The following is a 14,787-nucleotide window of genomic DNA, read 5'->3' as shown; positions in this document are numbered from 1 at the left end:
TCAGGCGTAGTTTGATCACACGAACTTTCACTTTTAAGTAACAAAAACGTATTACCCGTATTTGTATGGTAATATCGGAAGTAACGACATAATAGCGCGGAAAAACAGAGAATTATGAACAAGCGCCCGACTATCAATGATGTTGCAGCCCTAGCAGGTGTATCAAAGCGTACCGTGTCACGCGTCATTAACGGTGCGACCAATGTGGGAAAAGCAACACGTGAGCGCATTGAAGCGGTCATTCAAGAAACGGGGTTTGCCCCTGACAAACAAGCGCGTGGTTTAAGTACTAGCCGCTCTTACTTGATAGGCTTGATTTATGACAACCCCGATGCCTTGTATATAGACCAAGTACAAAGAGGCGTGTTAAGCATATGTTCTCAAAAGGGTTATGAGTTAGTTGTACACCCTTGTAGTTATAATGCCGAAGGTTTTGTAGAAGACTGTATTAACTTTGTGCGTCGTTCAAACATAGATGGTGTCATCATATTGCCACCGGTATCCGAATCGAAGTTATTAGCCGACGCGCTGCAACAAAAGAGTATTAACTATGTGCGAATGGCGTCAGTAGATTTAGATGACCATCAAAATATCGTAGTGAGTGACGACAGAGCTGCTTTAAGTGACTTAGCGCGCTATATGGTTTCACTAGGCCATAAAGACATTGGTATCATCAGCGGTCCGCAACAGTATTATTCCTCAAAAGAGCGTTTGGAAGGCTTTGTTGAAACGCTTAACGGCCTGGGTGTCGATGTACCTAAAAACAGGGTAATTGAGGGTAAAAACAGCTTCGAAAGCGGTATAGAATGCGCGCGTCAATTGCTTATTCAGTCACCACGAGTTAAAGCTATTTTTGCAAACAACGATGAAATGGCAGCAGGCGTATTGAAAGTGGCTCATGAAATGGGAATAACCGTACCTGACGAACTATCCGTCGCGGGGTTCGATGACAACTTACTTGCTGCCCGCGTAATCCCTGCCCTTACCACTGTTCAACGTCCCGTTGGCGATATGGCAGCTATCGCAGCGCGTAAAATCATCGCGCATATCGAAGGCAGTGAAGTTAGTGAAACCGAAACGTATCTGGTCAAACCTCACCTAATTATTCGCGATTCAATCAAAAAAGTGTGATTTTTTACAATGAAGTGTTGCTAACACTTCTTTTTCGACCTATTATGCCACCGGTGGCACGACAATAAAAAAGAATGTTAAAAATAAACAATTTGTAAACAGAGCGTAAAAAGCAACGTTTTCTAATCTATCGCTCTTTTTAAGTACACAGTGCTTATTTAACAACGCTTGGCAGTTAAATAAGCCGTAAAGATAAAGCAGGACTTGTAATGGACGTTAAAACACAACTAGTTAAAGTGCATAATAACGATAACGTTGCGGTTGCAACCTGCCCTATCGTGGCTGGCACTTACATCGCTGAATATGACATTACAGTTAGCCAAGACATTCCTGCTGGCCATAAAGTTGCCTTAGTTACCCTGTCAGACGGTGGCGACATCGTAAAATATGGTTTCAGCATTGGTGCTGCAACAAGCCAAATTAATGCTGGTGAACATGTTCACAGCCATAACGCAAAGACTAAGTTAAAAGGCACTGAACAATACGTTTACGCGCCGTCAAATACCGCTTCAAAACAAAACCATCTTACTTCTGGGTTACAGTTCATGGGCTACAGAAGAGAAAATGGAAAAGTGGGTATTCGCAATGAAGTATGGATCATCAATACCGTAGGCTGCGTAAATCGAACAGCAGACCGTATTGCCAACGAATGTAATCGTCGTTTCGCTAGCGAGTGTGACGGATTCCGCGCATTTACCCACCCTTTTGGCTGTTCTCAGCTGGGCGATGATTTAGATGACACGCGCACTATCTTAGCCTCTCTCGCATCTCACCCGAACGCTGGTGCGGTGTTAATTGTAGGCTTGGGTTGCGAAAACAATCAGCTTAAGAGTCTACTGCCTCACGTTGATAAACCGGCAAATCGGGTTCGCTTCTACAACGCACAAGAAGTGGTAGATGAGTTAGAAGAAGGCGTCAATGCGGTTTATGACTTGTTAAAAGTAATGGCTAATGACAAACGTGAGCCGATCGACGCTAGCGAATTAACCTTAGGCATGAAGTGTGGTGGTAGCGACGCTTTTAGCGGTATTACTGCCAATCCAACAGTAGGGCGTGTTACCGATTTAATGTGTAATCTAGGTGGCTCGGTCATTTTAACCGAAACGCCAGAAATGTTTGGTGCCGAACAGCTCTTAATGAATCGCGCTAAAAACAAAGACGTATTTGAGGCGTTTAACTCGCTGATTGATGAGTTTAAGAACTACTTTATCGCCCACAACCAACCTATTTACGAAAACCCGTCTCCAGGCAATAAAGCTGGCGGATTAACCACGCTAGAAGAAAAGTCACTCGGCGCGGTTCAAAAAGGTGGAACCTCTATTATTCAGTCTATCTTGCAGTATGGCGAGCCAAAGCAAGACAAAGGCTTAAGTTTATTACAAGCACCTGGTAACGATGCCGTTAGTTCAACGGCGTTGGCAGCATCGGGGGCACATATCGTTTTATTCACCACAGGCCGAGGCACGCCCCTTGGTTTTCCTGTACCCACAGTCAAGATATCGTCAAATTCAGATATCGCTAATAAGAAGCCACATTGGATAGATTTTAACGCTGGACAAGTTCTAGAAGGCGTCTCTATCGATAAGTGTGCCGAAGCGCTACTCCAACATTGTTTGGCAGTGGCATCTGGTCAACAAACCTGCAACGAGAAGAATGGCAGCCATGAGATTGCTATTTGGAAACGTGGCGTCACCCTCTAAAAGAGAGCGTTATGGAATCGATATTATTACATGAAGATAGACTTTTTCCTGCCGATGAAGCAACCCGAAGTGTTGCAAAGGCGCTGTATAAGGAAATTCGAGATCTCCCTATCATAAGTCCACATGGCCATACTGACCCACGTTGGTTTGCACAAAACAATAATTTCACCAATGCAACCGAGTTGTTTATCACCCCTGATCACTATGTGTTCAGAATGCTGTATAGCCAAGGTATTAAATTAACCGATATTGGTGTGCCACGTTGGGACGGCGGCGAAACGGAAAAGGATCCACGTAAAATCTGGAAACTTCTGGCAGATAACTATCATCTATTTGCTGCCACACCATCGCGTTTGTGGTTAGACACTGTATTTCACGATGTATTTGGTTTGCGAGAGATGTTGTGTAGCGACAACGCAACGCATTATTACGACCACATCACTGCGCAGCTTCAAGGGGATGACTTTAAACCCCGTGCGCTGATGGACCGCTTCAATATTGAAGTGATTGCTACCACCGAAGGCGCGCTTGATGCCCTTCCCCATCACGCAGCGATTAAAGATACACCGTGGGCAAAGCGGGTTATCACCACCTTTAGACCTGATGATGTAGTCGATGCTTCACGCGAAGATATTGTTTCAAACATTGAGAAACTTGGTGAACTCACCGGTGAAGACACTGCAACCTGGCAGGGCTACCTGAACGCAATTCGTGCACGACGTGCCGTCTTTAGAGAGCACGGTGCAACAGCAACAGATCACGGACACCCAACGGCGAACACAGCTGATTTAAGTGAAGCTGAGTGTATTGCTTTATTCGATAAAGTAAGAAGTGGAAACAGTAACGCTGAAGAGCAAGAGCTATTTAGAGCGCAAATGCTTACCGAATTAGCGGGAATGAGTGTAGAAGACGGCATGGTGATGCAAATTCACCCTGGTTCGTTTAGAAACCACAACAGTCAGCTCTTTACACAGTTTGGTCGCGATAAAGGCCACGACATTCCAATGCAAACAGATTTTGTTAAAGCGCTTCGCCCGTTACTCGGTAAATACGGTAACGAGCCTAACCTCGACATTATTCTATTTACATTAGATGAAACCACGTACAGCCGTGAATTAGCACCACTTGCAGGCCACTACCCTTGCCTGAAACTTGGTCCTTCTTGGTGGTTCCACGATAGCCCTGAAGGCATGTTGCGCTTTAGACATCAAGTGACAGAAACCGCAGGTTTCTTCAATACTGTTGGTTTTAATGACGATACGCGCGCGTTCTTGTCTATTCCTGCACGTCATGATGTTGCCAGACGCATTGATTGTCGCTTCCTTGCACAGTTAGTTGTGGAGCACCGCATCAGTGAAACAGAAGCGGCCAGCATTGCAAGAAAACTAACTTATGATTTTGCTAAACAAGCGTACAAACTGGGGTAATCATGACAAAGCCGTTATCAATTTCAACGCTACCTCTTTTAAGTGACAGCGTAAGTAAACCAAATTACGATCTGGAAGCAACCGGTTGTGGCATTGTGCATATTGGTCCAGGTGCCTTTCACCGTGCGCACCAAGCGTATTATACCGAAAAGGCGCTGGCTTATGGCGGTGACTGGCGCATTCACGGTGTGTCAATGCGCAGCGCATCTCTTAAAGAAGCGTTGAGTACACAAGACAATCTCTATGCGTTGTGTATTGTTGATAACGAGCCTGAAACCCACATTATCGGCGCAATTAAAACCCTTTCTACATTAGCACATGATCGTGAAGACATTGTTGCTGCACTGGTAAACAAGCAAACTAAAATTGTGACGCTTACCGTGACAGAAAAGGGCTATTGCCTTAATGCGCAAGGTCATCTAGATACTGATCATCCGGATATTAAAGCTGATTTAGTCACGCCAGAAACACCGGTAAGTGCAGTTGGCCTAATTGTGCAAGCGCTAGCACAACGTAAGCAGGCAGGCTATGCAGATATTACCATTATCAGCTGTGACAACGTGTCAGACAACGGTAAAAAGCTGCAAAAAGCGGTGACCGAGTTCGCCAATAAAACGGACGAATCACTCGGCCAATGGATCAGCGAGAACATCGCCTTCCCCTGCACCATGGTTGACAGTATTACGCCAGCAACTGAAGACAGCTTTAAAGCCAACGTTGCCGCTGAGCTGGGTTTAACTGATAACTGGCCTATTCAGCGAGAGGCATTTACTCAATGGGTGGTTGAAGATAATTTTTCTGGCCCACGACCTGCTTGGGATAAAGTTGGCGTTACTTTTACTCATGATGTGAGCTTCTTTGAGAAAGCTAAGCTTCGCATTCTAAACGGCACACATTCAACACTGGCCTACATAGGGTTATTGCTTGGCAAGGAAACCGTATTCGACGCAATGCGTACCCCAGCCATAAAGCAACTGATTCAAACCATGTTGAAAGAAGAAATTGTTCCGTCTCTATCCAGTGATAACGAGAATGCCGATAGCGGAACACAAGACTTCGATCTGAACGCTTACGCACAAGACATTGTTAAGCGCTATGAGAATAAGCATATTCGCCACCTGTTGTCGCAAATTGCTTGGGATGGGTCACAGAAAATCCCATTTCGAATTCTCGACACAGTACGCGATAACCTAAAAGCAAAACGAAATATTGATTTGCTCTGCAGTGCCGTTGCGGCCTGGTGCCTATTTGTAAATAACAAGGCACGTTTAAACGAAACTATCACCGACCCGCTAGATAGTATGTTAAGGGCCACAGCAAAATCGGTAGACTTTCAGGCAATAGAACTTGCTAAAAAATTGCTATCTCTTGAAACCATGTTCGCTGAACTGTCGGTAAACACTACGTTCAAAGAAAAAGTGCTCGAAAAAGTTAATCAGCTGCTTAACATTTTATCGCACGAAAACAGCAACGAAGGTCAGCAAGGTTCTGCTCCCACTACGTTAACAGAAAGTTCGCTAGATTCACTAAAAGGAACCGCGTGATGAAAAGTACCTTTTCCATGCTTAAAGGCGCCCCATTACTCCCTATTATTCAGCCTAAATCTGTTGACGAGGGGCTTCACCTAGCAGAAGCAATTGCAAATAGCGGCCTGTGCAACATAGAAGTAGTGAAACGCAGCGACGCAGCATTTGAAGCCCTGTCAGCGATTAGAAAACAGTTTCCTGAACTCGTTGTGGGTATGGGCACATTGTTAAATCGCAACCACGTATTTGAAGCGTTGGATGCAGGCGCGCAATTTTTGATAACGCCCACAAGCTCAGAGACATTGCTCGATACACTGATTGCGTCTAATGCACCCTTTTTGCCGGGCGTCGCTACGCCTGCCGATATTCTTTTGGCGCACCAAAAAGGCATTCGCGAAATGAAGTTCTTTCCTGCGAGTCTTAGCGGCGGAACACCTTTTCTTAAAGCGATTTCAAGCGTATTTAGCGATGTTTGCTTTTGCCCTACCGGCGGCATTAATGGCGACAACGCGAATGAGTATCTCTCGCTTGGCAATGTAAGAGCAGTAGGCGGTACATGGATGATGCCGAAGGCAGCCATTGAAGCAAAAAATTGGCAAGCTATAACTTTGGCATGTCAACAAAGCCTAACATTGTTTGATGAGGCTGCGGCATGAGCATAGTTGATACCAACCAAAGAATGGTTATTTTTGGCGAGTGCATGGTAGAGCTTCGAAGCACTCAGCGTGAGTCATCAGTTAGTACGCGCGATGAAAACACAGATAATAATCTGATGGCGAAAAGCTTTGCTGGCGACACGTACAACACTGCGGTTTATTTAAAACGCTGCTTGCCTTCATCTTCCATTAGTTACTTAACGGCGATCGGCGCAGACTTTTTAAGCGATGAGCTGCTGTTTAAAATGGGTGAGCACGAAATTAACACTGATTTAGTGTTTCGCTCGTCGTCGCGTAACCTTGGCCTGTATATGATCCGCAACGACAACGAAGGTGAAAGAACCTTTGCATATTGGCGTAACCAATCTGCGGCAACACAGACGCTCAACATTATGAAGGGCGCTGAATTTGCTTGTGATTGGTTTTATTTGAGCGGTATCTCTATTGCCATTTTAGATGACGAACAGCGCGCTACACTTTTCGAACTAATTTCGTCCCTCAAGGCCAAAGGCAGTAAGATTGCCTTTGACCCTAATTATCGAGCTCGCCTTTGGTCATCTCAAGAAGATGCCAAATACTGGACGGGTAAGGCATATGCTGAAGCAGACTTGGCGTTCCCAGGTGCAGACGACCATTTAATGCTGTTTGGCCACACTAATGCTGATGAAATATTTAGCTATTTAGCCGACAAACAGATTGAAGAAATCGTGATGAAAAACGGAGCGGTTGGCGTTCATATACTCCGTCAACAAGAACAATGTATTGTGCCTGTTGAGCGTGTTGAACAGGTGGTTGATACAACGGCTGCTGGCGATGCATTTAATGGCGGATATATGGCCGCTCGACTTGCAGGTAGAAAACCTGTTGAGAGCGCGAGCTATGGGGCAAAAGTGGCAGCGACTGTGATTACCTACCCCGGTGCCATTATATCAGGCGATGCCTTCACTAATCACATACCGTCGCTATAGTCGGTATGTGACATTCCTCTTTCTTTTCTCTTCTATTTCCTGCCATTGTAACGATAAGCAAGCACGCTAATTAAGATAAAGGCGATCCCCCACTAAAAAACGCGGCACGCCCGCAATCACGCGCCACTTCATTTTTATGTGAGCTTACAACGTGTCTCGATATACGTATTTTGCCAGTGGGTGCGCTGTCGCTTTTAGCTCTCGCACGAATATTTGCGCCATTTTAGCCGCGCCTACTACGTTCAAGTGAGTGTCGTCCGTTTTTCCTTCAGGGTAGCGCGCATATAGGTCGGCAGGCACCTTAATGAAGTAATGGTTGCTGTTAGGCTCGCCTACCTTAGCAAGAAAATCGCAAGTTAAAGCGTTCATAGGAATAAATGGCACGTTATTTTGTGCTGCCACTTTCTTCGCTGCATCGGCATACGCCAGCAACGTCCGTTTTAATACACCTTCCTCAGTGAAATGACGCCTGCAAATACTACTTGCGATAATCACTGATGCACCTTTTGCTTCAACATCCTGAACAAACTGATTCAAGTAAGCTGGATAAGCATTTTCCGGGTCGGCATAGCGAGCAGGATCCGACTGTTTTTGATCGTTATGACCAAACTGAATAGCCACAAAATCACCTTCAGACAGATCGGATAACAGAAGCTGCCAGCGTCCCTCATCTACAAATCGCTTTGTGCTTCTGCCGTTAGCCGCGTGGTTTTTAATATTAAGATTGGGCAGCATGAATTCAGGAAGCAATTGCCCCCACCCACGTTCTGGATACGACAACATAGGCTTGTCTGACATGGTTGAATCGCCGACCAGATGTAGGGTAACTGGCTTTTTGTAGGGTGGAGCTTTTACAGCCTCTTCACTGCCTTTATAAGTAGCGCTTTGGATTGAAGCACTTTGGGAACCCGAACTGGTAAGTGCATAAGCGCTAAATTGCGCCGCGTAACTAATGTGAAGTGTACTCGTGCCTTGCTGGTCTGCCACTGCAGAAGTACTCGATACAGCCAAAACGCTTGCAAGACTGAAGCGAAGCGCGGTGAATATTATCCCTGTGGTGGGTTTACTTGAATTTTTCACACCTTTTCTCCTTCTCAATATTTCTATTGTTGCGATGCAAATTGCTCAAAAAGTGAGGTAGAGGCGTGCTGAACTCCTCCCGGCCTACACTTTTTGCACATAAAAAAGGCCATCATTACGATGGCCAAACACACCCGTCTTCACGGAACACAACATTTAATTATTATCTCAGGCCGGCCAACATAATTGGCCGGCCTGTTTTTTTACATAGTATAACGAGCGCCAAGGAAGAACTGACGGCCCGTGTGGTTGTACTCACGTACCAAGTTCAAAGAGCCATCACCCGTGGTAAACAAGCGCTCGTACTCATCGGTAAGGTTAATGACTTCAAAGGTCAACGTTAGCTCGTCGTTTACGTTATAAAATGACGAGAAATCCACCTGCGTAGGTCCTGTCGTACCGTGCGCAACGTTACCATTGCTGCCAGTAAAGTCTGTCAGGTAATCGTCGCGTTTGTTAACTGACACACGCGCACCGTATTGGTCTGTTTCGTAATACACCGTAAAGTTGTACGATGTTTCACTCATACCTTCGATGTCGTCAGCGTTAACGTGCGTATAGTTCGACACGATACCCATGTTTTCGAACAGTCCTGGTAAGAAACTTAGCGGCTGCTGATAAATTAACTCATAACCGCTTACACTTCTGTCTTCAGCGTTAATTGGACTGCTATGCTCGTATGGAATAGTGCGAGGGTCTAGCGCAATTACAGGGTCAAACTGTGCATCGTTGTCGATAAAGTCGTAGTAAGCACTGTCGACTAAACGCTCTTCTGATGCGCGAACAATCCAGTTATCAATGTCTTTGTAGAACACTGTTGCTGCTAGTAGCGCTTCGTCATCGAAGTACCATTCAACACCAAAGTCAACGTTGTTCGACGTAAACGGATCAAGGAATGGGTTCCCCACGCTCACCGAGCCGTTAATATAATCAAAGCTTGGGTTACCAGGGTTTAATGAGTTCAGGCTTGGACGAGTCATAGACTGTGTTAAGCCAAGGCGAACAACTACGTCATCAGTTGCTTCAAGTGCTAAGTTAACTGCTGGTAAAAAGTTATTGTACTCGTTTTCGATTTGTACCGTTTCGCCTTGAATAAAGCCTTCAGAGGTTGTGGTTGTTTTCACATAACGCACACCGTAATTAGCGCGAAGTAACATGTCGGCAATCTCATAGCTCGTATCAAGCTCAAGGTACATAGCTGATGTTTCTTCGCCTACTTGCCAGCTTTGTGCAGAGCGCGGTGTCCAAACCACATCTAACAATTGGCTATTAATAGCGTCAAAGTCGGCAACAAGGAACGGGTCAAGAGGGCCATCAAAACCACTTCCGAAATCGTCTACCGGCATAATTTCAGCAAAACCTACTGCCGAGTCTTGATCTGGGAAGCCATTTATTTGCTCTTCACTGTAGGTTACAACACGGTCATTGTAGGCAAAGCCAGCCTTAATAGTGACTTCATCACCTAAGTATGTCGCATCAAATTTGACCGTGTCGTTTTCACGCAATACATCAGTAGCACGTAATCGGCCATCGCTTAGATTATAGTTGCTTGCATCGTTAACATCGTAACCGTAAGTCACTTCTGGCGCGTTGCTGTTATTGCTAAAGTCAAAGCCGTAGCTGGTTTCTTCCAGCAGCGTCATATTGTAACGATATTGCTCTGAACGAGCGTCAGACTCTGCAGTACCTGCCATCATATCAAGTTTAAGGTTTTCACCAATAAACCACTCGCCAGAAATTACAAATTGGCTAAAATCAGTGGTTGATTCTTGTAAACGGCTTTCAATACGCGATTTGATACCGTCGTACGTACCAGCCAGCACCTGTTGATCATTAGGATGAACAGTAATGGAGGTAGGTGTAATTTCTTCGAATGTACTTCTGAACATGTGGAAGAAGTTATACATGGTACGGGTGTTATCAAGTTTGGACACTAAACCGTCTAGCGTTAGTGTGAAATTATCTGTTGCAGCCCACTGAATTGAACCGGTGAAGCCTACACGCTCTTGATCATTACCAAAGTAGTCAGGTCTAGGTAAACGAGGAGTCCATAAACAATTAATCGGGTCTACCGACTCACCTTCATACTGGCAATCATCTACGTCAGGTGTACCGTTAACAACCGTGTTTGATGTATCGCCAAAGATGCCACCACCATCACGAACTGGAGTAGTCCAACGAACTGTACCAAAACCTTCCTGTCTTACTGTGCGCTCTGAGAACGCGGCCGAGAAAAGCACACCGACTTTGTCGTCAGCGAAACGGTTGCTGATCATGAAAGCGGCGCGAGGATCGGTCTCTTCTGTAATGCTGTTATAGCCGCCTTGAAGAGATGAAACGAATTTAAAACCGTCGTAATCAAACGGCTTTGCCGAGTACAGATCAACCGTACCTGCAATGCCGCCTTCTTCCATAGAGGCGGTAGGAGATTTTTGAATATCTACGCGGTTGAACAATTCAGAAGCGAAAATGTTAAAGTCAAAGCCACGTCCACCGTTTACACCGCCACCTGAGTCTGTGCCATCTGTACTTGCTGGCACTTCCATGCCATTAAGTGTTGTACGGGTAAATGAAGGGCTCAAACCACGCAAAGTAATTTGGCGCCCTTCTCCACCTTCACGAGAAATGGCTACGCCGGGTACACGTTGAATTGACTCAGCAATATTTAAGTCCGGGAATTTACCAATGTCTTGCGCAACAATTGATTCTTTACTGTTAACTGATGTTCGCTTTTCCATCAGTGATTTATTAAGTGATCCACGAAAGCCTGATACTTCAATGACTTCCATATTTTGCGCTTCGGTTTCACTGGCTTGTTCGTCTGTGGCTTCTTGCGCATGAATATGTGCGCCTGACAACGCTAGCGTAACAAGAACAGCGAGTTGCTTTTTCTTTGGTAACATTGTTGTTTCTCCGGTTTTTATATTTATAAGAGACGCGCATACTGACAAAAGGTGAAGATGCTTTTGAAACGTGTGTGAACTATTCAAATTTACACAAATTCAACATTTATCGTATTTAACCATTTCACTTCCCTTTATGCCACCGGATAACATTTTGGTGATTAATACCGTCAATGCTTTACATTTATCCGATAGCACGTCTTGGCTGTTAAGGAAGCGAAAACGCGTCAATTCTAATTCATTCTCTATAGTGGTCTCGTAAACCACCAAAACCTTGAATGAGAAGAGTTGCAGGGTACAGCTATGTTTTCTAATTAACGCAAAACTTCTCTTCGGCAATAATGTAAACCTCGAAAACAACACTCAAGCTTTACATTTGATTTACATCCTAAACAGTTATGCTACCGGTGGCAACAATTTTGTTGAAAAAATTTACAATAATTAGAAAATTGATATGCAATGATGAAAGAAGAAGAGATTAATGAAACTAACCCAAGCAGGATAAATATTTCAATTAAAACATTTAAATACAGGCATTTACGTTATATCTACCACTTTTTCGACGCGTAAAATAAAAGTTAAAAAATGTAAATAATTCCGTTGACATATGAGCAAATAAAAACCATTATGCTACCGGTAGCACCAAGTGTATTTACAATGTTATAAAAATAAGGGTTTGTTATGCTAAAAGGTATTCTACGCGCAGCTTCCGTTGTAGCTTGCACGGCGTTTGTTTCTTCCGCTGCTAATGCAAATGATTGGGTACAAATGCCTCTCGATAACACACAATCATGGTCTATGAGAATGATAGAGTCTGAGATGGTGCGTTTCCCAGAAGCTTGGCAAATCGATTGGGATGAGAAGCCACAATGGGATTACGTTCACGGTCTCAACCTCCTTGCCATAACAGAAGTCTATCAAGATACTAAAGATCCCCGTCTCCTGTCTTATGTAAAAGGTTACTACGACATGTTGGTTCAACAAGACGGAAGTATCAAAACCTATGATATCAATAAGTTTAATATTGATATGGTTAACCCTGGTAAAGTGCTGTTTTTCCTCTATGAAGAAACCGGCAACCCTAAATACAAAAAAGCCGCTGACCTACTTAGAACGCAGCTTACTACTCACCCACGTACCGAGCAAGGTGGCTTTTGGCACAAGAAACGCTATCCAGACCAAATGTGGCTTGATGGCCTATACATGGGGGCCCCCTTCTACGCTGAATACATTGTTAAGTACGGCGATATGAAAGAGCTAGACGATGTATTTTTGCAATTTGAACTCATTGAAGAGCACCTTTACGACGAAAAAACAGGCCTCCCCTTACATGGCTGGGACGCATCTAAAAAGCAAAAGTGGGCTGATAAAGAAACAGGTCTTTCTCAACATCACTGGTCACGTTCGCTAGGTTGGTATGCTATGGCAATGGTGGATGTGCTAGAAGTTGTTCCTGCCGAACACCCAAAAACACCGTGGCTAAAAGCGCGCTTTAAAGCGTTTATCGACGCTACGCTTACCTATCAACATAATTCAGGCACCTGGTATCAGGTTACTGACTTGGGAAACCGTGAAGGAAACTACCTTGAAGCATCAGGTACAGCAATGTTGACCTATGCTATGGCTAAAGGTGCAAGCCTTAAGTTTCTTCCTGAGGAATACAAAGCTCATGCAGAAAAAGGGTTTGCTGGACTTCTTGATCAAATGATTTCGGTTAATCCAGATACTAACGTTATCAGCCTTGAGCAAGTTTGCGCCGTTGCTGGTCTTGGTGGAAATCCATATAGAGATGGTTCATTCGACTACTACATGAGTGAGCCAATCAGAGCAAACGATGCGAAAGGTGTAGGCCCATTCATTCTGGCTGCACATTATTTGAATAAGTAAAAAGCGCTAAATTGTAAATAAAAGGGGTATTTGATGGTCCGACCTAACTCACCGAATGCCAGACGTCACTTCTTAAAGTCTGGTCTCGCCACCACTGTTGCAGCTTCTGGGATGGCTGTAGGTGTTCCTACATTCCTATCCGGATGTGCAAATGTGACCGAAACGGGAAGGACTCAACGCCAGTGGGACGCCGAAGCAAACCTTATTAAAGGGATGATAAAGCGCCCCACCTTTGCAAAGCGCGAAGCTAATGTTACCGACTTTTTAAATGAAAATGGCAGTGACTTTAAGCAAGCGTTACATGCAGCTATCGACCAAGTCGCACGCCAAGGTGGTGGCAAAGTGGTTGTGCCAAAAGGCGACTGGCTATGCAGCGGCCCAATTCACTTACAGTCGAATATAAACTTTCATATTGAGGCAGGCGCAACAATTCGATTTTCTACCAATCCTGATGATTACAAACCATATGTTTTTACTCGCTGGGAAGGTATGGAGTTAATGGGTTACTCCCCTCTTATTTATGCTTTTGAGCAAAGTAATATCGCAATCACCGGCAAAGGTACGCTTGACGGTAGCGCGGCGAAAGACAACTGGTGGCCATGGAAAGGTAAGTGGAAGGCTTCAACATGGGGTGACGCTCCTGTTGAGAACCAAAAATATACCAGAGACACGCTGCAAGAAATGGTAGAAAACGGGACACCCGTTAGTGACCGCGTTTTTGAAAATAATTACCTGCGCCCTCCGTTTATACAACCTTACCGCTGTGAAAATGTACTTATCGAGGGTGTTACCATCCTGCGCTCTCCATTTTGGTTAGTTAACCCTGTGCTTTGCAAGAACGTCACCGTTAACGACGTGTACTGTAAAAGTTTCGGCCCAAATTCGGACGGGTGCGACCCTGAAAGCTGCACGAACGTTCTTATCTCTAACTGTACATTTGATACAGGGGACGATTGCATTGCCATTAAATCTGGACGCAATGCAGACGGCAGAAGGGTCAATGTTTCCTGCAGTAATATCGTCATAGAACATTGCGAGATGAAGGCTGGCCATGGCGGTGTTGTAATCGGCAGTGAAATATCCGGCGGTGTAGAGAATCTCTATGCTCAGCATTGCACCATGAGTAGCCCTGATTTAGACCGCGGCATTAGAATTAAAACCAACAGTATTCGGGGTGGTCACCTAAAAAATCTAAACTATCGCAATATCGATATTGGGACGGTGAAAGACGCTGTTGTCGTGAATTTCTTCTACGAAGAAGGTGATGCCGGTAACTTCCCTCCTCTTCTGGAAGATATCACTATAGAGAACTTAAACGTAGCGTCAGCTAACCGGGCCTTTGTGCTTCGCGGGTATGACCATACGCCTATTTCTGGGTTGACGTTGAACAACATAACGATAAAACGTGCACTTAAAGATGCCGTTATCGAAAACGTAGCGCATCTTTCAATAAACAATGTGTTTATTAATAGCCAACCATTTAACAAGCATGGGCTGTAGAAGAATAAA

General features: G+C 44.7%; 10 protein-coding genes. 8 read left to right on the top strand and 2 right to left on the bottom strand.

Annotation, left to right across the window (positions count from 1 at the left end):
- The first annotated feature begins 114 nt into the window (after positions 1–114).
- The 6 genes from WA381_RS16390 (at position 115) to WA381_RS16365 (ending at position 7,408) form a co-directional block, all read left to right on the top strand.
- Positions 115–1,131, top strand: a complete 1,017-nt coding sequence (locus WA381_RS16390; protein WP_014949874.1) for a LacI family DNA-binding transcriptional regulator — start codon at positions 115–117, stop codon at positions 1,129–1,131.
- 209 nt (positions 1,132–1,340) lie between these two features.
- A complete protein-coding gene (locus WA381_RS16385) occupies positions 1,341–2,831 on the top strand; it encodes a UxaA family hydrolase (RefSeq protein ID WP_061486045.1) in 1,491 nt (496 codons plus the stop codon).
- Positions 2,832–2,842: 11 nt separating this feature from the next.
- Complete coding sequence (uxaC, locus tag WA381_RS16380; RefSeq protein ID WP_039225321.1) at positions 2,843–4,258, top strand: glucuronate isomerase; 1,416 nt, start codon at positions 2,843–2,845, stop codon at positions 4,256–4,258.
- A gap of 2 nt (positions 4,259–4,260) precedes the next feature.
- Positions 4,261–5,802, top strand: a complete 1,542-nt coding sequence (locus tag WA381_RS16375; protein WP_156086538.1) for a mannitol dehydrogenase family protein — start codon at positions 4,261–4,263, stop codon at positions 5,800–5,802.
- Positions 5,802–6,440, top strand: a complete 639-nt coding sequence (gene eda, locus WA381_RS16370; protein WP_014976837.1) for a bifunctional 4-hydroxy-2-oxoglutarate aldolase/2-dehydro-3-deoxy-phosphogluconate aldolase — start codon at positions 5,802–5,804, stop codon at positions 6,438–6,440. Before WA381_RS16375 ends, eda begins: the two co-directional genes overlap by 1 nt.
- The gene (locus WA381_RS16365) at positions 6,437–7,408 is read left to right on the top strand and encodes a sugar kinase (protein ID WP_014976838.1); all 972 of its coding nucleotides are present in this window, start codon (positions 6,437–6,439) and stop codon (positions 7,406–7,408) included. Before eda ends, WA381_RS16365 begins: the two co-directional genes overlap by 4 nt.
- A gap of 144 nt (positions 7,409–7,552) precedes the next feature.
- Here the strand turns inward: WA381_RS16365 and WA381_RS16360 are convergent, their stop codons facing one another.
- Both WA381_RS16360 and WA381_RS16355 read right to left on the bottom strand, forming a co-directional pair.
- Entirely contained in the window at positions 7,553–8,488 is a 936-nt protein-coding gene (locus tag WA381_RS16360) for a rhamnogalacturonan acetylesterase (RefSeq protein ID WP_156086539.1), read from the bottom strand.
- Between the two features lie 203 nt (positions 8,489–8,691).
- Positions 8,692–11,391 carry a TonB-dependent receptor gene (locus WA381_RS16355; RefSeq protein WP_156086540.1) on the bottom strand — a complete coding sequence of 900 codons (2,700 nt, stop codon included), beginning with the start codon at positions 11,389–11,391 and terminating at the stop codon, positions 8,692–8,694.
- A 681-nt stretch (positions 11,392–12,072) separates the two neighbouring features.
- Between WA381_RS16355 and WA381_RS16350 the strand changes: the two genes are divergently transcribed.
- Entirely contained in the window at positions 12,073–13,278 is a 1,206-nt protein-coding gene (locus tag WA381_RS16350) for a glycoside hydrolase family 88/105 protein (protein WP_014949883.1), read from the top strand.
- A gap of 33 nt (positions 13,279–13,311) precedes the next feature.
- A complete protein-coding gene (locus WA381_RS16345; protein WP_061486050.1) occupies positions 13,312–14,778 on the top strand; it encodes a glycoside hydrolase family 28 protein in 1,467 nt (488 codons plus the stop codon).
- Positions 14,779–14,787 lie beyond the last annotated feature (9 nt).

It is taken from the genome of Alteromonas sp. CH_MED4-4 (assembly GCF_037029575.1).
Lineage (GTDB): Bacteria > Pseudomonadota > Gammaproteobacteria > Enterobacterales > Alteromonadaceae > Alteromonas > Alteromonas macleodii.
This window is presented reverse-complemented; position numbering and strand designations above follow the sequence as displayed.

What these genes read in the sequence shown, in the direction of transcription:
- WA381_RS16365 (WP_014976838.1), top strand. Translation starts at nt 6,437, where the DNA reads ATGAGCATAGTTGATACCAACCAAAGAATGGTTATTTTTGGCGAGTGC.
- WA381_RS16350 (WP_014949883.1), top strand. Translation starts at nt 12,073, where the DNA reads ATGCTAAAAGGTATTCTACGCGCAGCTTCCGTTGTAGCTTGCACGGCG.
- WA381_RS16375 (WP_156086538.1), top strand. Translation starts at nt 4,261, where the DNA reads ATGACAAAGCCGTTATCAATTTCAACGCTACCTCTTTTAAGTGACAGC.
- WA381_RS16355 (WP_156086540.1), bottom strand. Translation starts at nt 11,391, where the DNA reads ATGTTACCAAAGAAAAAGCAACTCGCTGTTCTTGTTACGCTAGCGTTG.
- uxaC (WP_039225321.1), top strand. Translation starts at nt 2,843, where the DNA reads ATGGAATCGATATTATTACATGAAGATAGACTTTTTCCTGCCGATGAA.
- WA381_RS16390 (WP_014949874.1), top strand. Translation starts at nt 115, where the DNA reads ATGAACAAGCGCCCGACTATCAATGATGTTGCAGCCCTAGCAGGTGTA.
- eda (WP_014976837.1), top strand. Translation starts at nt 5,802, where the DNA reads ATGAAAAGTACCTTTTCCATGCTTAAAGGCGCCCCATTACTCCCTATT.
- WA381_RS16345 (WP_061486050.1), top strand. Translation starts at nt 13,312, where the DNA reads ATGGTCCGACCTAACTCACCGAATGCCAGACGTCACTTCTTAAAGTCT.
- WA381_RS16385 (WP_061486045.1), top strand. Translation starts at nt 1,341, where the DNA reads ATGGACGTTAAAACACAACTAGTTAAAGTGCATAATAACGATAACGTT.